Annotated in this window: 2 protein-coding genes; both read right to left on the bottom strand. The window is 73.6% G+C overall.

Annotation, left to right across the window (positions count from 1 at the left end):
• Positions 1-2 precede the first annotated feature (2 nt).
• Positions 3-21917, bottom strand: coding sequence for a lonely Cys domain-containing protein (locus ACH4VX_RS12560; protein ID WP_398367376.1), 21915 nt, complete (start codon positions 21915-21917; stop codon positions 3-5).
• On the bottom strand, positions 21918-22265 hold the full coding sequence (locus tag ACH4VX_RS12555; RefSeq protein ID WP_398367375.1) for a hypothetical protein: 348 nt from the start codon (positions 22263-22265) through the stop codon (positions 21918-21920).
• Position 22266: the final 1 nt, after the last annotated feature.

Genomic DNA, 22266 nt, shown 5'->3' with positions numbered 1-22266 from the left:
TCTCATTCACCCATGTTCTCTTTCCCGAGGGGCGGCAAGCCGAGAACCTCCCGGAACCGGGCGGCGTGGCGCGCAACCGTCCGGGGGTCCGTTCCTTCCGCCGCCAGGAGTCCGGCGAGCCGGCGCACCGCGTCGCGGTACGCCTCCGCGGCGTACCGCCAGTCCGCGAGTACGGAGTCCGGTTCGCCCGGCAGGAGCAGCCCGAGGGCCGTGTCCCACGCCCGGACGGCGTTCGGGGCCGGGGTCGCGCTCTCGAAGTCCGTGAACGCCGAGCGCCAGATCCGGCGCGAAACGGTGGCCGCGACGGCGTCGAGGGCGTCCGGCCACGGGCCGGGGCGGGCCAGCAGCAGCCGCACCTGGTCGAGCGGTGCCAGTCCGCTGCCGCGCACGCCGCCGCCGAGTTGTGCCTCGACGTCCATTCCGGGAGTGATCCCGATGCCCGCGTCCCTCAGTTCGGCCAGGGTGACGATCTCGGCGCCGGTGAACCCCGGCGGGTTGCCTGGCAGGTCCTCCCCGCTCACCCGGCCGGCGATCCACTGGCGCCGGGCGTCCTCGGGCGGCGGCGCCTGGAGCGGGATGTCGTCGCCGGCCGTGATGACGTCGGGGGCGGGTCCGGAGGGCTGGGCCGCCAACTCGGGCGGAGACGTCTGCGACCAGTGCGCCGCCGTGTCGTCCCGGGTCGAGGTCGGCACGAGGAGGCTCTCGTTCACCGCCGGCCGCCGGTCGAGGAGCCGGAACGGCCCCGTCGGCAGCCACACCGTCCGGGCGGCCCCCGTCCGGGCGGCGACCGCCTCGGCCAGGTCGGCGAGTTGCCGGCGCTGGTCCGGATCGGTGATGTCCCGGTGGCGATGCTCGAAGGCGGCCCTGGACCGGGACGGGGCAAGCGCCGGGGCGGACTCCGCGCCGCCGGGAACGGTCCCGCGCCCGTCGATGGCCGACACGGCCCCCCGACCGGCCGGCCGCGACACCGTGTCCGTCGGGGCCGGGGTGTCGGTGGCAACCGGCGGCGCGGCGGCGGTGTCGGTGTCGGCCGACGGCGCGGCGGCGGTGTCGGCCGGCGGCGCGGCGGCGGTGTCGGCCGGCGGCGCGGCGGCGGTGTCGGCCGGCGGCGCGGCGGCGGTGTCGGCCGGCGGCGCGGCGGCGGTGTCGGTGGCAACCGGCGGCGCGGCGGCGGTGTCGGTGGCAACCGGCGGCGCGGCGGCGGTGTCGGTGGCAACCGGCGGCGCGGCGGCGGCGGTGGGTTCCACGGCGTCGGAGGGCCGCAGCCGGCCGGCGCGTGCGGCGCGCAGCAGGTGTGCCAGGGAGCCGGCGGTCAGCGACCGGTCCCAGCCCTGTCGGGCGGCGTACCGGCCGACGATGTGCCGGAGCCCGCCCCAGGTGAGCAGGCCGGGGTCGGTGTTGCCGGCCGCCTGGAACCGCAGTCCTTCGAGGGCGCCGAAGCCCTCGATCAGCTCGTGGAACTCCTCCTCACGGGCCGGGTCGGAGTCGATGCGCACGCCGTGGGTCTGCCGCAGGGCCCGCACCCAGTGCCGGGCCCGGTCGGTGCGCCCCGGCACCTGGGCGGGCAGTCCGCCCAGGTCGGCGAGCGCGTCGAGGGCGACGGTCCTGGGCTCGGGAGGGAACTCCCCGATGTGACCCACGGGGTTGTCGGGGTCGTCGTCCAGGACCAGGCGCGGCGGCAGGCCGCCCTCGGCCTCGCTCGGCGAGATCTGCCGGTCCACGGTGAAGACGGTGCGGCGGGTCTCGTTGGCGACGTACTGGGCGGAGGAGGGATGGGTGAGCAGGTCCTGGTCGGCGCGCGTCATGGACATCTCGCAGATCAGCAACCACACCGGCGCCTCGGGAGGCAGCGCCCGCAGGCTCCTGCGCCGCGCCAGCATCCGGCCCAGCTGCCGGGGGTGGACCGCCTGGTTGGCGCGGGTGCTGCGCCGGGGCACGGTGGTGCGTCCGCTGTCGCCGTGGCCGACGAAGACGTAGGAGTCGGTCAGGCCCCGCGGCAGGGGCAGCAGGCCGCCCTGCCGCCCGGCGTACACCCCTGGCAGCCCTTCCACTTCATTGGTGTAGTGCTGGACGGCGGACACCACCCGCAGGGCCTCCTCCCGCATCGCCATGTCGTGCGCGTCGAGGAACGCCCGCCCGGTCAGTGCCTGCCCGTCGACCGTGACCAGCGGATACGAGTGGATGTCGGCGTCGGGGAAGACGGTGTTGTTCGCGGCCCTGACGGTGGCCGCCGGGTCGTCCGGGACCAGTCCCGGGTCGGCGGGGATCCAGGTCCCCGCCGGATCGCTCCCGGCGGCCGGCGCGGCCAGGACCGGCACCCGGCGGCCGGTCGGAGCCGTTTCGAGCCGCAGGTCGCCGTAGGTGAACCAGACGCGGCTGCCGGTGCGGTCGGCGATCACCCGGGCGAGGGCCTCGTTGCGGCCGCCCTCCTCCTCGATCAGGATCACCACGGGCACGTCCGGCTGTCGTTGCGGGTCGTGCAGCACCAGTTCGGCGAACTCCTCGTCCGACACCGGTCTCCCGTCCGCCAGCACCGCTCCCCCGGCGTTCCGGCCGGCCACCACCGCGTAGGCGGCGGGCCCCCAGGGCGCGGGGTGAACGCCCCGGGGATCGGCGACCACGTCCATGTGCAGATGGACACCGGGACGTCCGGTCCAGTTCCTGCCGTACGGCGCGCCGTCGTCCCCGCTGAGCACGGACTGCTGCGCGTAACCCTGCCGGGTCAGCCCGTAGGCGGCGATGGCGTCCAGGGTGCCGCCCCTGCCCCGGCGGTGGGCACTGCTCACGAGGGTGAGGGCGTCATAGTGCCGGGCCGCGTCCACCTGCGCGTCCGGCGCCAGGTGCAACAGCATCCGGGTGATGCCGTCAAGGTCCGGGCCGGCGCCGAAGCGGGGGTGCCCGGCGCGCGCCGCTTCGATCACGCGCAGCGAGTTGAACAGCCCGTTGCGCAGCTCCTGCGAGAGCGGCTGGGAGCCGAAGGCGGCGTCGACGACCGCCCACAGTTCCTGAAGACGTCGCTGGACCGCGTCGTCGGCGGGCGGCGGTGCGGCGGCGGACCCCACTGCCGGCACCGGAGTGGGGTGCGGCAGCGGCAACGGCGCGGGGGTGTGCGGCTGCGGCGCGTGTGCGCCGGTGGTGCCGTCCCACAGGGCACGGACGGCCATGTACGAGTCACCGGCCTCGCCCCGGCCGCCCTCGGCGACGTCCCACAGCGCACGGGCACGGGCCAGCGCCTCGTTCTCGACGTCGGTGGCCTCGACGGGGTTGACGTCCGCGGGACGTGCCCCGCGGGGACGGGCCGGTTCGACGCCGCGCGGATGACGGGGCCGGGGCCGGGGGCCCTCGCCGTACAGCCGGCGCAGCAGGGGGTACAGGGCGGGCTGGCGGGTGCGCACCCACTCCGGTCCTGCGTTGTTGCGGGGCAGCCCGGTGTAGGGGTCGTTGCCACCGTTGGCCGTGAGGTAGACGTTGGTGAGCTGGGCGAAGAACTCGAGCTCGTCACAGCTGCTGTAGTTGGGGGCGCTGCGGCGGCCGTCGGCGTCGTGGCCGTAGAGGGGGCCGTCGGGCCAGTTGCCCGCCTCGCCGGCCCGTGTGGTGGTGCGGAAGGTGTTGGTGATGCGCTGCCGGTCGACGGCGTCCAGGCCGTGCAGGTGGATGGTGTGGGCGAATTCGTGCAGGGTGGTCGAGTAGCCGTCGGGATAGGCGGACAGGCCGGTGCTGACGGTGGTGCGCTCGCCGAGCAGGTTCTCCTCGGTGACGGCCGCGGTGCGCGTGCCGACACCGCGGACGTCGTCCCAGGGGCGGCCGTCGCCGGTGACGGCGCCCCGCAGGAAGCGGAAGGCGTCCAGGGACGTCATTGCCTCGCCCTTGGGCACCACCACGACCCGCGAACCGCCCTTGAGCAGCCGCGCCGTGACGTCGGGGTCCTGCAGCAGCCGGGCGATCTGGGTACGGGCCCGGTCACCGGCGGAGACGGGCTGTTCGACGCCGTCGGGCACCTGCGTCATGAGGCGCGCCGCGACCGCGGCGAACTCGGCCGGGGCGAGCCCGGCGCGCAGGGCGTCCACGAGCACGGGATCGGCGGCCAGCCGCTCACGGTCCGCGGGCGGCAGCGACGCCAGCGCCGCGTCACGGTCGGCGGTGGACAGACCGGGCAGCCGCGCGGCGAGCGCCCGGACCGGGTCCGCGGTCACCTCCGGACGGACCCGCAGCCCGTCGGCCAGCGCGGTCAGTTCGGCGCGCAGCGCGGGCAGGTCGGAGTCGGTGACGCCGAGGGTGCGCCAGGTCTCTTCGTGGCGGGCGAGGGCGTCGGGGTCCAGGGCGGCGGAGTCGAGCAGTTCGCTGAGCCGTACGGCGAGGGAGGGGGCGGCGCCGACGGGCCGCGCGGAACGGTAGGCGTCCTCGCGCGCGAGAGCCGGCGTGACCGTACGGGGGCCCTCGGCGGGGGTGTGGCGCAGCGCCCACAGCAGGTCGAGGAGGTCGCGTCCGCGCAGCTCCGGGTCGGTCCCGGTGGCCAGGGCGAAGGCGGCGTCGGCCAGGGAGTCCGCGGGTGCCGGCACGGTGAAACCGTCGACCGTGACCGTGCCGGAGGCCGGCCGGTCCACCGTCGTGACCGTGATGTCGACGCCGTTCACCGACAAATCGAGGACGCGGCCGCCGCCCGGGCCGGGCCAAACCCGCACCGACGCCCCGGGCAGCTCCCGTTCCAGCGCCGCGCGTATCCCGGCGGCGGTGGGCGGGGCGGTCGCGGACAGCTGGAACTCCACGGCGCCCAGCGGCCGGGACCGGCCGAACTGCACCCGGGCGCGGGCGGCTCCGGACAGCACCACCGGGTGGCCGAGGCCGTGCAGCACGGCACCGACCCGGCGCGCGACGTCCAGCTTGCCGGTGCCGTCGCCGGACGGCGTGCCCTGCTTGTCCGCCCCGGCCCCCTCCAGGGAATCCGGGACGCCGCGGCCGGCCGGGGTGGCGGTGGGGGCCGACGGCGGAGGCGGGGGGGCGGGCTGCGTGAGCAGCGAGGGGGCCGTCGGCGGGGCCGGAGGCGGTGCGGGGACGGTCGCGGCGGTCTTCACCTGGTCGGTCCGGACCACGACGCCCAGCCGGTCGCTGAACAGGGCCGCCACGTTGGTCAGCCAGTCGGCGGCTTCCGCGGCGTCCAGATCCGGGCGGACCGTCTCGCTCATGTAGCGGCCCGACTTGTCGTTCACCACCCAGGAGCGCAGCTTCTCGCTCCAGCGGAACTCCCCGGACACCCGGCTGCGGCCCGGCAGCGTCCGGCCGGCGTTCTCCTCGCCTGCGGCGACGTGACCGGCGGCGATGCCGGTGTGGCCCAGCCCGTCCAGCGCCTTGCGCAGCGACTCGGCCGTCAGATCGGGATCCTTCTCCCGCATCCCCGCCAGCAGCGCGTCGAACTGCTCCGGCGTGATGATCCCGCTCAGGTCCTCCGTGCCCAGGATCACCCGCCCGTCATCGGTGACCGTGTACAGCCAGACCGCGTCCCGGTTCCCGGTGATCAGCAGGTCCGGGTCCACCTCGTCCAGCGGGGTCCACAGCGGGTTCAGCCGTACGTCGCCGTCCTGGTCGCGTTCCTCGTCCTTGATCCGCTTCGGGAGGACCGGGCCGCCGAACCGGTCGCGGGGTGCGGCGTCGCTGCCGTCGTAGTGGTTGACGCCGTTGTAGTAGACCTCCGTCTGCCGCGTGGCGTTGTCGGGCCCGGCACCGCTGACCCGTCGGGCACCCGACGGGAAGGACTGCACCACGTCGACCCGCAGCTCGAACGCGTGCGCGAGAAGGGGCAGGAAGATCTCTCCCTCCGGTGTCCCCCAGCGGCGCTCCCAGTGGACGACGGCGTCCATGAGCCTGGGCAGTTCCGTGCCGTCCAGCGGTGCGGCGCTCTGTGTGTAGGCGGTGCCGAGCAGGCGGGCCAGTGCGCGGTCGTCGAGATCGCCGGGCGCCGGCAGCAGGTCGTGCCGCGCGAGGTGTTCGAACATCTGGCGCGGGCTCAGGTTCTCGGCGTCCGCCCGCAGTACGGCCCGGGCGTCCTCCGGGGAGAGCTCCGGGTCGGCGGGCCGCGACGCCATGCGGGCGTCGACGTACCGCGTCAGCAGGTCGGTGGGATCGAGGGCCTCCGCTACGGGGATGTGCCGGACGCCGTGGTGGTCGAGGAGGGCGAGCATCCCGGCCCGGTCCATTCCCCGGACGCGTGCGGCGAAGGCGTCGGCGACCGTCTGCCGGAACTGACCGACGATCTGCGGATGCAGCCGCCCCCCGCTGCGGCCCACATAGTCCTCGACATAGGACCGCATGGCCCTCAGCGCGCCCCGCGAAGGTCCGGGCCCGGTGCCGAACGCGGCCTGCCGGCGCAGTTCGCCGCGCACCGCGTCGGGGTTCCCGAGCCAGTCGTACGCGGCGCGGTCGGTGGCGGCGAGTCCGGGCAGCCGGGTTCGGATGTGCGCGGGGTCGCCGGCCATGAAGGAGTAGAGGAGACACTCGCCCGTGCCGGGCACCCGTACGCGGCGGCCCCTCGCCGGGCCGCTGTCGCTCCCCGGCTCGGAGCCCTTCCTGCCGTCCTTCGGCCCCGGAACCTCCGGTCCCGCTGCTTTCGCCTTCGGGGCCGGGGGGTGCGTGACCGGCGCCGGCGGTTCCGTGCTCTTCGGCGGGGGCTCGGCCCCCTTCGGCAGGGGGTCGGCGGCCTTCGGCGAAGGGTCCGGTCCAGCACTCTTCGGTGCCGGGTCCGTTCCCTTCGGTGCCGGGTCCGTTCCCTTCGGTGCCGGGTCCATGCCCTTCGGCAGCGGGTCCGTGCCCTTCGGTGGTGTCGGTTCGGTCGGCAGTGCCAGTTGGTAGTGGCGGTCGTCGAGGCTCAGGACCACATGTGCGCCCGAGTGCGGGGACGGCCCGACGAGCGCGCTGAGGGCCGGGGTTCCCGTCGGGTCCTCGGGAGCGAAGTCCTGGAAGGCGCCGTCGCTCCCGACCACCGTGACGCGCACACCGAAGGTGCGTGCGGCGAGCAGCGGGAGCAGGTCCGAGGCGGCGTGGTCCCAGCCGGCCTCGGACGCCGCGTCGCCCGGTCGGAGGAGTTGGGTGATCGCCAGTTCGGCCCGTACCTCGGGGGTCAGGACGGCGGCGTGCGGGAGGAGACCGCCGAGGGCGTCGAACTCACGGCGGCCGGGGGTGTCCGTGCCGAGGTCCAGGCCCGCCGCGGCGATCTCCTCCGCGCTGAAGGCGTCGGTGTGGTCGGGGGCGACGGCGGCCAGCAGGTCCTCGTCGGCGTGGTCGGTGAGCCAGGAGGCCATCCTTCGGCGCAGGTCGGACATCGCCCGTGGGTCGTCGAGGTCGATGCCCTGCGCGGCCAGCAGTCCCGGAGCGGCGCGTTCGAGGCCCTGGGCGAACGCGCGGAAGAAGGCCTCCCCGTCCCTCGGCACGTCCTGGAGCGTGTACGTCTCGCTCATGGGGGACGTGAGCACGGTGTCCGGTGCCGTACCGGTCCTGGTGTAGCGGGGCGGAGCCGGGGACTTGGGCTCGGGCGCCTTGGGCGGGGCCTGATACGTCACCGCGGGCGGCTCGGCGAGACCGTCCAGTTCCGCCCGGCCCTTTGCGGTGGCCGCGAGCCGGTGCCAGCGGGTGAGCTGGTCCGCCCCGGACCGTACCCGGTGGTACTCCGCCGCGGCCCTGTCCGCCGTGTCCCTGAGTTCGTCCAGCCCTGCGCGCCGGGTCTCGAAGGCGTCGCGTGCCGTGTCCCGGCGGGCGGTGGCCTCGTCGAGGGCCCGGCCGGGCGCTCGCGCGGACAGCAGGGCCGCGTCGAGCCGCCCGTCGGCCAACGCCTTCTCAGTGCGCGCGGTCTCCAGCCGCAGATCGGCCGCCTTCCGCAGTTTCCCGGCGGCCTCTTCCGCGGCGGCCAGGCGGGCCAGGGCGGCGTCCTGCTCGTCCCGCAGGAACTCCGCCCAGCCGTCGTGCTCGGGTTGGGCGTACTCGTCCTCGGCGAAGGCGTCGGCTTCGGCCTGCGCGGCGGCCACGTTCGCGTCCGCGAGGCCGTGGTCGCGGCGCGCGTCCGCCTCGGCCCGTGTCAGGGCGAGGTCCGCGTCCTCGACGCCCGTCCGGGCGAGGTCGACCGGGCGTGCCACCGCGCGGGCGATCCTGGCGGCCTCGTCGAGGGCGGCCTGCGCGGCGTCGAGGTCCGCGCGCAGCCCGCCGGAGGCACGCCGCTTCTTCCAGTAGGCCTTGTCCGCGTCGACCCACGCCTTGCTCGCGCTGCCGACCGCGTCCCACGCCTTCGAGACGCTCTCGGGGAAGTTCGCGTCCGTGATGATCCGCAGCTCGCGGGCGACGTCCTCCCGGACCCAGGTGACGACGTACGCCTCGGACTCCATCGCCTGCGGACCCGATCGGGCCTTGGCGAAGGTCCCGCCGCGGATCCGGTTCGCGAGCTTCGAATCCACGATGCTCCGGTGCACGTCGCCGACGCCGGTCCAGGTGGCCGGGACGGCGAACAGGAAGGACCGGCCCGTCTTGGGCTTGAGGTTGCGCGAGGTCAGGTGGTCGTCCCCGACCGGCATGCCGTCGCCGTCCAGGTCGTTGGGGCCGGGACCGAAGACTCCGATCTGGTTGAGGCCCGCGTTGTTGGGAGAGTCGTACAGGAAGGCGCCGCCGAGGCTCGCGGACTGGCTGTGCTCGACGGACGACGACGTGCCGGCGTTCTCCCCGTACCGTCTGAGCACCTCCAGCTTCTTGCCGTCGGCGACCGTCAGCAGCAGCGCGCGGCTGAAGTCGGGCGCCGAGCGCAACGTCAGTTGTCCGGTGTCGGTGCCCACGAGGGACTTCTCGGTCAGCCCCGCCACCTGGTAGCCGTCCGGTTCGGTGGTGCGCGGGAAGAACGCCGTGACCGCCGTGGAGCTGGTGCCGTCCTCCAGCGCCTGCGCCGAGCCGGTGCCGAGGCGGGTCAGGCCGGTGTCCCTGGTCCTGCGGAGGAGTTCGGTGAGGGTGTCGTCGTCGGGACCGCCCTCGGCCTCCAGGGCCCGGAGGGAGAAGCCGAGGTCGTACGCCTTCGTGAGGAGGAGGTCACCGGCCATCCGGATGTTCTCGATGCCGATGATCCCGCGGGGGTGCATACCGTTCTCGGGGAAGGTGAACGGCCGCGTGACGCCGTCCCCGTCCCGGACCGTCAGTGCCTCTCCCGCCTTGGGAAGAGGTACCGGGCGGGGCGCGCCGGCCAGGGCGGGGTCGGCCGCCGGATCGGGCGCGGGCAGCAGCCGGGCGGCCCCGGAGGTGCCGGTCCCGTCCGCCCCCGTCGGTGACGGCGCCGGCTCCATCAGGCTGAGCGGCACGTGCTCGCGCAGCTCGCCGACGTCCTCCTCCTCGACGATGCTCAGCCGGCCCCGGAAGCGGTCGAGGGCCGTGGACGTCGCCTCCTCCGGTCCCGTGTCGGCCGGCGCGCCGGTGTTGGGGGTGTCGTCGGCCTCCAGGGTGATGCGCATCCGGTACGGGGTGACGATCTCCGCGTGCGGTTCGGTGGACGCCGCCCGGTAGATGGTGACGGTGGTGACCGTGTGACTGGACGCGACCGTCTTCCGGTTCGAGCCGCTCTCGGTGTACGTGGGTCCGGCGGCCGGGACGTGGGGGTCGCCGGTGTACACCATCTGGCCGGTCAGGAGGCCCACGTCCGCCCCGGCCGAGGACTCCGAGTTCCGCTGGGCGGTCTCGATGGCCCGCCGGTTCTCCTCCAGTTCCGCGCTGTGGTCGAGTCCGTCGAAGACGGGTGTCCCGGGGATCAGTTCGACGCGTGCCCGCACCCGCCGGCTGCCGATCCGGACGCTGTCCCAGCCCCAGCCGCCGGCCTTGACCAGGGTCGACGGACCGGTGGTCGTCATCTCCCCCTTCAGCGCCCGTGTGGCGCGGCCCGTCACCAGCTGCCGGATCCGCTCCCGGCTCTCGTCGTCGAGCCCCAGCCGCTTGATCCGCCGGTCGAACGCGAGCAGCACGTCCGTGGGGTCCAGCGCGTTCACCGCGTACGTGCCGAAGGCGACGCCGCGCATCCAAGGCTGCGGTGTCCAGACCTGACTCGTGTAGCGGGGGACGTCGCCCATGCCGTCGTCGATCAGCCCCATCCGGTGGGCGCTCTTCTCCGGCAGATGCCCCAGCAGACCGCCCGGGCTGGTCAGTGCCGTCCCCGCCGCTCCGGCGAGGGAGCGCGGCACGAGGGCACTGGCCGCCGCGGCCGTCCCGATCCGGCCCGTCCCCAGTCGGCTGGTGTTCAGCGCGAACCAGTGCTGCACGTCGCCGGCCACCAGCACCTGGTGGGTGAAGCCCTTGCGGTTCATGTCCGCGACGACCGTGCGTACGACGCTGAGGCTGTGCGCGCCGGACGTCGAGAGTGGGTTGGCGACGATTCCGTACGCGCCCATGAGGCCGTGTCCCGGATTCCGGGCCACGGAGTAGACCAGCTGGCCGCCGAAGACGAAGCCGGTGCTGCTGCTGATCTTGCCGGCCGCCTGGCGGGTGCCGCCGAGCGTCATCTCGGTGTCCATGGACATCGGCGGTGTGAGGACGCGCAGGTTCCCGACCGTCGTCGCGTATCTGAAGGTTCCCCACAGCTCGCCGTACGGCCCCTTGCCCAGCAGGCCGCTGCCCACCAGGCCCAGCGGCCCCGAGCTCTGGTCGAAGCTCGACGCCAGGTGCTGGGGGGTGAAGGTGCGGACGATCGCGTCCCGGGTGGGAGCGCCCTCCTTCACCAGTTGCCAGGCGCTGCCCGACGCCGTCCGCAGGACCCGGTTCACCTCCGCGGTCAGCGTGGGTGACAGCACCATGTTCACGATGACGAACGGGTGCTGCCGGAACTCCTTGAACTGCGGTGTCCCGCGGTCGGCGAGCCGTCCGGCGGGCTGCCCCGTGCCGGTGCCGGCGGGCAGCACGAGGTCGCCCTTCGCCAGCGCGAGGGCCCGCTCGGTGGGCATGGGCGTGGGTGCGGGCTCGTCGGACAGATAGGGGTTGAGCGCCCCGTCCGCGTGCGGGTCCGCGTCGGGGGTGTGCTGGACGGGGACGCCGAGGAGCACCTGTCCGGTCATCGGGCCGCCGCCCCGCAGGTGGCCCAGCGGCGTCCGGCCGAAGAGCACGTTGACCGGCTCGTCCAGGACCAGCAGTCCCGGCAGTCCGAGGCCGAGGCCGCGGATCAGGCCGCGGGGCCGCCAGTAGCCGCCCATGGTCGCGGTGAGGGAGAGGTCGTAGCGGTACAGGTGGGTGGGTTGGTTGCTCACCGACATCGGCTCGTTGGTGACCGTCGAGCCGAAGCCGGTCTCCGCCTCCCACTGCCATCCCCGGCGGGCGCCCAGGGTCAGCCCGAGCGTGTTCCGGGGCAGACCCGCGATGTCGTCGACGTTGTTGTCGCGGCCCGAGAACGTGCCCTCGAAGCCCAGGTCCAGGCCTCGTTTCGCGCTTGTCTGGCCGTCGAGCCGGTCGACGCCCTGGGCGCTGAAGCGCATTCCCTCGTCGACGTCCTTGCCCTCGTACCGCCGTCCGGTCAGCGCCCCGTGCACCCGGAGGGTGTAGTAGGTCTGTCCGACGGAGTCGGGGTCCGTGAGCCGGATCGGCAGGCCGATCGTGGTCAGCGCCTCCAGGTTCGCGGTGACGTTCTGCTGGGACAGCACGCCGAGGACCTGCAGGGTGTTCTGGAGCGCGATCCGGTACTTGACGGGGTCTTTCCACTGGGGTGGCACGGGCAGGCTCCGAGCCGCCCGGAGCACCTGGTCCGGTTTGCGTCCGAGCAGGTCGTTGAAGCGGGTGCGCCAGCCCTTCGGCAGGTTCGGCGGCAGCAGCTGGTCGAGGGGAACGACGAGCCCCTGGTTCAGATTTCCGATGGCCCCGACCACGCCGTCGGCGAACGCGTCCAGCAGGGTGCGGCCGACGCCGTCCGCCGCGTCCGGGGTGACACGGGTGCGCAGGCCGTCGTCGAAGGTGAACTCCTTCACCCGGTGCATGCCCAGGGTGCGCGGCCGGTCCACGGTCAGATAGGCCGGGACGAACGGCGGAGCGACGCCGTTGCGCAGGGCGAGTGTGGTCCCGTCGTCCCATCCGGCCAGCCGCCGTGCCTCGGAGCTGGTCATCCGGTCCAGGCTCCAGGTGAGGAAGCGCGTCGGCGGCGCGTCGTCGCCGGCCCGCCGCACCCGCACCGACTTCACGACCAGGTAGAGCGCGGTCCTGGGGCCCTTCACCTGTCCGGCCGACTTGAGGGTGCCGGCCGCGCCGAGTCCGACCGACCAGGTCTTCGCGTACGAGTACTGGGCGGTCGGCCCGAACTGGAGCCGCAGGTCGAAGGGGGCCGTGCCGGGGTCGAAGAAGTTGAAGGCGGGGCCGGCGACGGCTTGCAGCAGCAGGCTTCTGCCCTGGGCCCGGCTCCGTTCGCTGCGGACCGTCGAGGTGTTGATGTCCCGCATCTCGGCCTGGTCGGTCTCGCCGACGAGCACCGCCGTCTGCGGAATCAGCTCCTCCACCACGAAGACGCCCAGTGGTGACTTCTTCTTGTCGTCGGCGAACAGCGGCGGGGTGGTGATGCGGCCGCGCGCCATCGTGCCGCCGTGCCGCTGGAAGCTGTCGCCCGAGAAGAAGATGTCCAGCTCGGTGTAGGCGGAGCTGCCGGGCAGGGCTCCGATCTGTCCGGCCGCCCAGTCGCGGATCCCCGCGACCGGTCCGAACCCCTCGATGCGGACGAAGCGGTACTGGGAGTTGCGGTCCAGGTCGATCGACCGGGGGATCCGGCCCGGCTTCGGAATCTTCGTCACGCTGTCGGGGAGGCGGACCAGGAGGCCCTTGCGGACGCCGAAGTCGAAGCGGGCGGGCACGGCCGGGTCGGTCTCGGGGTCGGGGTCGGTACCGGGTTCGGGGTCGATGCCCGTGACGACCCGTCCGGCGGGGTCGGTGACGCGTATCTCGTAGTGGATGTCGTCCAGGTACGGCCGGGACTTGTCCAGCGTCCGGGTCTCCATCTGGTTCATGCGCTGGTCGGTCAGCGTGTAGCCGACCTTGTCGATGAAGCCGAACCGCAGGGCGAGACGGCCGAAGCCGCCGAACGCCGCCGCGCCCGCCGGGCCGATCGGGCCGCCGAGACCGTACTGGGAGTTGGTCTGCATGTTCTTGGTCAGCCCGAAGGTCGCGGCTGCCCGGTGCATGCTGTCGATCTTCGTCGAGTCACCGATGCCGTCGTCGAACGGGGCCCAGTTGCCGTGGTGACGCGCTCTGACCCACAGGACGCGGACCTTTCCGTCCGCGTTGACGTACGGGAACGGGCGCCCCTCGCCGTCCGCCAGCGTCTTCGGCTTGTCCCGGAGCGTCTGCCGGATGTCGTCCAGCAGTTGTGTGCCGCCCGCGGGCCGGGCGTCCGGTCTCCTCCCCAGTTCGCGGTCGATGGCGTCCAGTACCTCTTCAATGCCGCGCAGGACGACCGTGCTCTGGCCGAAGGTACTCGGATTGGCGAGGAGTTGTTCGAGCTCGGTGGCGGTCAGTCCGGTCGGCAGCAACGACTGGAGGTCGTCGACGTACCCGGGCATCCTCCTGCCGTCCGTGAACCGGGCCGGGGTACGGCGTGTCCGTGCGGGCGGTGCCATGACGAGGTCGAGGCGCGGGCGGTCCAAAGAGGGCGGATCCGGCTCGGGGGGCTTCGTGACAAGGGCCACCGTCAGGTCCGGCTCCTCGGACGAAGCGCCGACCGCGAACGTGGTGCCGGGGGCCGTCGAGGGCTTGGAGCCCGGCCGGACGGCCGACCAGTCGTCGGCCCGCTGACGCCGGCCGTCCGCCATGGGGAGCAGGGAGAGGACGTACGGGCTCGACGGGTCGCTCTGTGCGAGCAGGCCCACCGCACCCGGTGACGTCCACACGCCGCGACCGGTCCCACCGCTGATGACGCTCATGGCCTGCGGTGTCGGCCGCACCCCGGGCGTCGGGTGCGAGGCGGCGAGGACGACATCGGCGGCCCCCGGGCGGGCGTTCAGCCCCGGATCCCGCGCCAGCAGCTCGGCGACCTCCTCATACGGCACCCGGACACGAAGTCCGCCGGGCAGGTTCATGGTCAGATGGTCCGGCCCGCTCTCGCCCCACACCAAGTACGGCGCGGGCCTGGTGACGTCGGTGGTCCACGGCATCTTCGCCCGACGCAGGGGACGATGGCCGCCGTCCGGTGTCGCCGCCATGACGAGGGCGCTGTCGACGTCCACCTTGACGGCGGACGAGCCCTGCGCCCAATGGCGGCCGGCCGGCGCGCCCTTGTCGTCGAACAGCATGGTGTCCGGGGAGAGCGCGCCCAGCGACTCCAGGTGGAAGGCGCCCAGTTCGGTCGGGTCGTCCACGTCGACGCCGGCCGCCGCCGCCCGGGCGACCAGGTCGAGCAGGTCGCTCCGCCGGGCCGGGTCCGGCCGGTCCAGGTGGAGCAGTCGGCCCGTGAGGGCGTCCGGGTCCGGGGTCCTGCTCTCCCATTCCAGGGTCTTCACCATCGCCCAGAACAGCTCGGACCGCTCGGGCCGCCCGATGGCCGACGTGTCCGGGTCCAGCCCCAGGACATGGGCGGCCTCGTCGTCGACCTCCTGGTCCGTGAGACCGTCCATCCCTTCGGCCACGGTCGTCACGTGCGGCAGGGTCACGAAGTCGGTGAGCACCGCGCCGGGATTCAGGCGCACCGTGTCGGCGGCCCTGGCCAGCAGGTCCCGGTAGGCGTCGGGCCCCAACTCACCTGCCGGGTCGCCGTGTTCCGTCGCGCGGATCTCGCGGGCCGCGCGCTCGAACAGGTCCAGACTGAACGGAACGGCGTCGCGCAGCACCGGGTCGGCGTGCCGCATGGCCTCCAACGCGCCTGCGTCCGCGAGGAGTTCGCCGTAGCGGCTGTCGTCCTCGATCGTCACCCCGAACGTCAGACGCAGCGCGCGCACCAGCCGCAACGTCCGCTCACGGGTCTCCTCCGAAGCCGGCCCCACCGGGTCGGTGTGCAGGCCGGCCGCGCGGGCGCGGTCGTCGAGCAGGTCACCGGTGGGTTCCGGCCGGTGCTCCACCCACTGGCCGCGCCGCCCCCGCGAGTCCGTGTGGAGGAAGTGGACGGGCCCGCCGTCCCGCCAGGCGATGCCGACCGTGCGGGTGCCGCCGTACACGGTGCGCCCGGTCTCGTTGGCGACGTGCTGGCTCTCGCTGACGGCGCCCAGCGGGTCGGGGACGAACGTGTCGTCGACGCCCCGGCGTCTGCGGATCACACTCGGCGGTGCCGCGCTGGAGCACGCCTCCATCAGGACGGCGTGGTCCTCGGGGAGCCGCGCCAGGCTCGGACGCCGCTTGAGCATCCCGCCGGTCCGCTCCTGCCGGGTGCCGTGGTTCGGGTTGGACCGGGTCGGCACCCGGGTCTCACCCGGCCGGGCGTGGGCGGCGAAGACGTACACCGGCTTGCCGGCGAACGGAACGGGGTCGTCGTCCTTGGTCCACTCGTCGGTGACCTTGTTGTAGTGATAGAGATCCGTCGCCGTCGTCGCGTACCGCAGGTCCGCGAGCGTCTGCGGGGGTTCGGTGCCGCCGAAGACGCCCCGGCCGATCGGCCCCTGGTCGGTGACGATGGTGTGGGACAGCATCTCGCTCTCCCAGTAGGGGGCGTTCGCGGACTCCGCGGGGTCCAGAACCTGACCGGGGGTGCTGCGGATCCAGTCGGCCCGGTGATCGCCCCGGCCGCCGCGCAGGGAGACGGCGTACGGCTGTGACGGGTCCTGCCGCGGGGTCACGTCCACGCCGCCGTTCGCCGACCAGACGTCCCTGCCGACCCGGTCCGCCGCCCGGCGCGGCAGTTCAAGACCGCGGGCACCGGCATGGGGGACGAGCAGCACCACGGGAACGTCGGCCGGGAGCCCGGCCAGCTCCGGGTCGAGGGCCAGCAGTTCGGCGAACACATCGATCGGCACCTGGCGCGGGGCGCCGTCGTAGCCGCGTACGACGATGTGTTCGTGATCGCCGTCCGCCCTCACGACGTACGGCTCCGGCTCACCGGGACGGTGCCAGGGCGCGGTGTTCACATCGGCGCGGTACAGGCTGCCGTCGGACCGGAGTGCCGTCCTCCCGGTGTCCGTGAGATCCAGGCCGGGGACGTGAGCGGTGGTCCAGTCCCGGCCGCGGGGGCGCCCGTCGAGGCCGGTGGTCATGGCGTGGGTGGGTGACAGCACGCCTTGGCGCCGGAGATGGAGCGCGGCGAGGGCGGCCAGGCTGCCCGCCGACCGCGCCGCCTCCGCCGAGGCCAGCCCCAGCACCCGGCCGCGCTGCGCGTCGGTCACCGGGGCGGTGAAGTCCAGGAGCAGCACGCCGCGGGTCACGGCGTCCAGGTCGAGCGGGCCGTGGTTCAGCAGGGGGTCGTCCCGGCGGAGCCGGTCGAGGCGCTCGATCGCGTCGCGGAGGTCGGGGTACAGAGGGCTCGACGGGATGTCGGGGCCGTAGACGTCCGTCAGCAGTTCCCGGTGCCGGATCTTCTCGGGGGTCGGCACCGGGGCGGCCTCGACGGTGTCCCCGAACACGTCGTCGTCGAGGTGGTCCGGCAGGGGCAGGTCGGCGCTCCCGGCCGTTCCCGGATCACGTCGGTTCGTGGCTGCGTCCCCGTCCCGGTCCGCGAACGTGACGTCGTCCACTCCGGTGCCGCCGCCGGCCGGCACACGCGTGCCCGGCGCGGTGGGGTCGCCGGGGCGGACGGCCGTCCAGTCTGCGGCCGCCGGACGGCCCGGCACGCCGGGGAGCAGGGTGGGGACGTACGGCCGCGACACCCCGGTGGCGGCCAGGCCGACACTGCCCTGCGATGCCCATACGGCGCGGCCGGTCCCGGCGCTGATGACGGCTCGCGGGTCAGTGTCCGGGGTGGCGTCGGTGGTCGGCGCGGTGGACGGTCCGGCGGTCGGCGCGGTGGACGGTCCGGCGGTCGGCGCGGTGGACGGTCCGGCGGTCGGCGCCGCCTTCGAGACCGCCAGGACGATGTCCGTGCCGTCCGCCGGGCGGGTGTTCAGCACCGGGTCCCGCGCCAGCAGCTCGGCGACCTCCTCGTACGGCACCCGGACACGAAGTCCGCCGGGCAGGTTCATGAGCAGGTGGTCCCGGCCGCCTCCGGCCCACACCGTGTAGGCCGAGGGGCCGCCCGGCGCGCTCCACGGCGGTCGCTCCTGGCTCACGGGCCAGAAGCCGCCACCCGGCTTCGGGGCGGCGACGACGACGCGGTCGGTCACCATGGTCACGTTCGGCGGGGCCTGCGCCCAATGCCGGCCGGCCGGCGCGCCGTCGGCGTCACGGAGCCGGGTCTCGGTCGAGAGGGCGCCGAGCGTCTCCAGGTGGAAGGCGCCCAGTTCGGTCGGGTTGTCCACGTCGACGCCGACGGCCGCCGCCTGGGCGACCAGGTGCAGCAGGTCGGGGCGCCGGGACGGGTCCGGCTGTTCCAGGTGCAGGATCCCGCCGGTGAGGGCGTCCGGGTCGGGGACCCGGCTCTCCCACTCCAGGGCCTTCACCGTCGCCCAGAACGACCGGGCCCGCTCGGGGTCCCCGACGGCCGCCGGGCCGCCGTCGAGGCGCAGGACGCGGGCGGCCTCGGTGTCCAGGTCCGAGGGGGTGAGACCGCCCAGCCGCCGCGCCGCCGCGGTGACGTGGGGCAGGGCGACGAAGTCGGACAGTACGGTGCTCGGCTGCCGGCGTACGGCGTCGGTGGCCCGGGTGAGCAGGTCACGGTAGGTGTCGGGGCCGGGGGAACCCTGCCGGCCGGCATGGGCCGCGCGTTCGAACAGGTCCATGGAGAACGGTCCGAGGTCGCGCAGCGACGGATCGGCGGCGCGCATGGTCTCCAGCGCCCCGATGCCGGCGAGGAGGTCGCCGTACCGGCTGTCGTCCTCGATCGCCGCACCGAAGGTCAGCCGCAGCGCGCGGACCAGCCGCAAGGTCCGTTCGCGGGTGGCGTCCGTGACCGGCTGCCCGGGGTCGGTGTGCAGGCCCGCCGCGCGGGCGCGGTCGTCGAGCAGGGCGCCGGTGGGTTCCGGCCGGTGCTCCACCCACGTCCCGCGCCGCCCCCGCGAGTCCGTGTAGAGGCGGTGGACGAACTTCCCGTCCGGCAGGGTCGCGAAGCTGACCATGTGGGTGCCGCCGTACGCCGTGCGCCCGGTCTCGTTGGCGACGTGCTGGCTCTCGCTGACGACCGCCAGCGGGTCGGGGACGAACGTGTCGTCGATGCCCCTGCGGGTACGGACCACACCCGGCGGCTTGGCGCTCGAGCATGCCTCCATCAGCACGGCGTGGTCCTGGGGGAGCCGCGCCAGGCTCGGACGCCGCTTGAGCATCCCGCCGGTCTCCCGTTGCCGGGTGTGGTGCCTGGGGTCCGTCGTGGTCGGTACCCGGGTCGCGCCGGGCCGGGCGTGGGCGCCGAAGACGTACACCGGCTTGCCGGCGAACGGAACGGGGTCGTCGTCCTTGGCCGACTCCCCGGTGGTCGGGTCGTAGTGCCACAGCTCCGACGACTCCGTCGCGAGCCGCAGCGCCGCGATCCGGCGCGGGGCCTCGGAGTCCTCGAACACGCCTCTGCCGATGGTGGTGCCCCGGTCGGTGACGACGCTGTGCGACCGCACCTCGCGTTCCCAGTCCGGCGCGTTCTCGCGCTCCGCCGGGTCGAGCACCTGGCCGGGGGTGCTGCGGATCCAGTCGGCGCGCGGCAGCCCGTCCCCGAACAGCAAGGAGACGACGTACGGCTGTGACGGGTCCCCCTGCGGGGACACCTTCACCGTGCCGTTGGCCGACCAGACCTGCCTGCCGACCCGGTCCGCCGCCCGGCGCGGGAGATCCAGGCCGCGGGCACCGGCGTTGGGGACGAGCAGTACCACGGGGGTGTCCGGGGGCAGCCCGGCGAGCCGGGGGTCGCGGGCCAGCAGTTCGGCGAACACGTCGAGCGGCACCTGGCGCGGGGCGCCGTCGTAGCCGCGTACGACGATCCGTTCGTGGTCGCCCTCCGCCATCACGACGTACGGTTCCGGCTCACCGGGCCGGTGCCAGGGCGCGGGCCGGACGTCGCCGCGCCCCAGGGTGCCGTCGGGCTGCCGGGCGACCTTCCCCACCTCGGTGAGGTCGAGGTCGAGGATCGTGGTGTTCGTCCAGTTGCGGCCCCACACGCCGCCGTCGGCGGTGGTCAGCGCCTGGGTGGGGGACAGTGCGCCACGGATCTCCAGGTGGAAGGCGGCCAGGGCGGCCAGGCTGCCCGCCGACTCCACCGCCGGGTCCATCGCCACCCGGAACAGCTCGCTGCGCTGCGCCTCGGTCACCGGGGCGGCGGTGTCCAGGAGCAGCACCCGGCGGGTCAGGCCGTCCAGGTCGAGCGGGGCGTTCCGCAGAGCGGGATCGGCCTGCCGGAGCTGGTCGAGGTGGACGAGGGTGTCACGGAGGGCGGGGTAGATCCGGTTCGTCTCGATGCCGGGGCCGAACACGCTCGTCAGCAGCTGGTGGCCGAGGTCGTCGGTGGCCGGTGACGGCTCGGGCGAGTCGCTCAGGGACTCGTCGCCGTCCTCCCAGTCCATGATCATGTCGATCGAGTCCGGGGAGCCGGGCGCCGAGGAGGGATCGATCGGGATCCCGGCCGGCGCCCTGGAGCCGAGTGGCGTCTCGTCGGCGACGGCGGGCGGTACGGGGGGCACCTCGGTGGAGACGACCGGGGCCGGCTCCACCAGGGAAGCGGTGGTCGGCGGTTCCTCGGACTCGGTCCGCACGGGCCGGTAGGGCGGCGGGACTTCGGACGTGGTCCCGGTCTCCGGCACCGTGGAGGGCGGGCCGGACCGCTCGGACTCCCCGGGCGAGGGAGCACGGGTGCCGTCCGGGGTGACGCCGGCCGCCGGGTCGTCGGTGGTGACGGCGTCGGTGTCCGTGGAGTCGGTGAGGTGCTCACCGGACGGGATGGCCTGGGGCCGTTGCTGCGGGGTGGTGGTCTGCGAGGCGGGGGCCGGGGAAGCCGTGGCCGGGGAGGCCGTGGCCGACGGGGTGGGTGCGGCGGGGGGCACGAGGGGCGTCTGCGGGTTCGGCCGGTCCTGCTGGTCCTGCTGGTCCTGCTGGTCGGGCATGGACCGGGTCTCGGGAGTCCTGGACGTCTCCGGGTCCCGGGAGTCGTCCTCGGAGTTCCCCCTGCGGCCCGCGTTCCGGGTGCTGTCGGCGTCGTCGGTGGTGTCCGTGTTGCCGCCGGAGCGTGTCGTGCCGACGTCCACCGGGCGTTGGCGTTCGGAGTCGTCCGGTACGACGTTGTTGCCGCCCGTCCGGGCCGACGGCGGCTCCGGGGCGGAGGAGCCGACGGTGGAGGGGATGTTCCCCGGGCCGTTGCCCGTGCCGTCGGTCCAGTCGGTCTCCGGGTTCTCGGCCACCGGGGGGTTGAGCGTGGAGAAGACGGTGTCGGTGTCCAGGTTCCGCGAGGCCGGCGGGGTGTTCCGGCCGAGGGCGGATTCCGGGACCGTGGTGTCGACGTCGTCGACGGCGGAGTTCCCGTGGGCGTCCGTGGACGCGTTCGTCGGGAGGGGGGAGTACGGCGGTCTGCCCGCGCCCGACACCCCCGGTCCCGTCGGCCCGCCGACTCCCCCGCCGGCCACCGTCCCCGGTTGCCCGTACGCGTTGACGTCGTTGACGTCGCCGTAGTCCTGGCCGTGGTCCTGGAAAGACGACAGGGAGGAGAGGGACGAGACATCGCTGACGTCGCTGAAGACCGACGCGTTGTCGCCGATGTCACTGATGTCACTGATGTCACTGATGGAGGAGGCGTCGTCGTAGGTGCTGGAACGGTACGGCGACGTGTAGGGGTTGTCGTAGGAATCCGTGGTGGAGACCGTGTCGGGGAGGGGCAGCGGTTCGGCGACGTAGCCGGGGTTCTCCGTGAAGTCGGCGACCCCGTCGTCGTAGATGTCCTCGTACCGGTTCGTGTCCTTGTACGGGCCGCTGTTCCCGCCCCCGACGTTCGTCACGTCGTTGATGTCGTCGGGGCCGAAGTCGAGGTTCTGGAAGAACTTGTCGTTCAGCCACTTGCCGCCGTACTCCGCACCGGTGGAGGCCGCTTCGAAGACCAGGCCGCTGAGGCCCGCGCTCAGGAACGTGCTCGGGTTGAGCGTGAACGTGCCCAGGAAGATGAGGCTGGTGAAGGCCTCCGCGAAGGTCTCCGCCTGCCCTTCGTTGACGAAGGTGAACGGAAGTTCGGACGCTTCCTTCCAGAAATTGTTGTTCTTGAAGTACTTGTTGATGAACTTTCCGCCGACCTCACCGAAGACGCCCCCGAAGAGTCCCGCGAACGCGCCGGCGACCGCCGACTGGCCGATGTCCTTCCAGTCGAACTTGTCGCGCCGGCGCTCGGGGTCGTCCGGCGCGGTCATGGAGATCAGCTGCGAGGCGAAGGAGACGAACGCCTCCTGGATCGCCTCCAGCAGCACCGACAGCGGCGTGGGGATGGCGCGTCCCAGCCGCTGGAGGAGCAGCAGGATGGTGAGCGCGGTGCGTGCCTTCTGGATGGCGATCTCGGTGAGCGACGTACCGCCGGTGAAGACGGCCAGCGCGGCGATCAGGGCCAGTTCGATGTTCATCAGGATGAACTCGATGAGGATCTGGTACTTCGCCTCGGACAGCTTGATGGAGCGGTCCACCTGCCGGGCGCCGATGTCCCGGAGTTCGTCGGAGAACTTCTGCAGGTGGTTCTGGCCGTTGTCGTCGACGAAGAGCTTCATCGCGGCGACGAACTCGTCGGCGATCCGCGGCGGGAGCGAGCTCCCCGCGGTGGAGATCGCTCCCTTCATCGCGTCGGACAGGTCCCTGACGTCGTCGGCCAGCCGCTTGTAGGGGTTACGGCTGTCGAAGCCCCGGTCCTCGTTGCCGGTGGCGACGTTCGCGCCCACCCAGACCTCGATGAACTCCCGCAGACCGGGCGGGAACATGATGGCCATTCAGCGCCTGTTCTCGCTCTCCGAGCCCTGCGCCTCGATGTCCTCCACCGCCTGGGTCTGCGGCCGCTGCACGTGGTCGGCCTCCGCGGCGACCGCGTCGACCAGCGCCATGAACCCACTGGTGATGGCCAGGACCGTCTCCGTCACCTGTTGCTGTTCGCGCCGGACCTGTTCGCCGACCGAGTTGGCGAACTCGTCGTCGCCGCCCTCCTCGCCCCACCAGCCCGAGTACTGGGCGTTCCCGGTCTCGAACCGGGGCAGCATCTCGTCGCCGTAGCGCACCGCGTCGGCGAGGTGCCTGGAACCCTGCAGAATCGCCTGGATGTCGGCGGAATAGTTGCCGGCCATG

This window comes from Streptomyces sp. NPDC020731, assembly GCF_044334705.1.
Classification (GTDB): Bacteria; Actinomycetota; Actinomycetes; order Streptomycetales; family Streptomycetaceae; genus Streptomyces.
This window is presented reverse-complemented; position numbering and strand designations above follow the sequence as displayed.

Bases quoted from the DNA above. Each gene is read 5' to 3' on its own strand.
- ACH4VX_RS12560 (WP_398367376.1), bottom strand. From the start codon at position 21,917: ATGGCCATCATGTTCCCGCCCGGTCTGCGGGAGTTCATCGAGGTCTGG.
- ACH4VX_RS12555 (WP_398367375.1), bottom strand. From the start codon at position 22,265: ATGGCCGGCAACTATTCCGCCGACATCCAGGCGATTCTGCAGGGTTCC.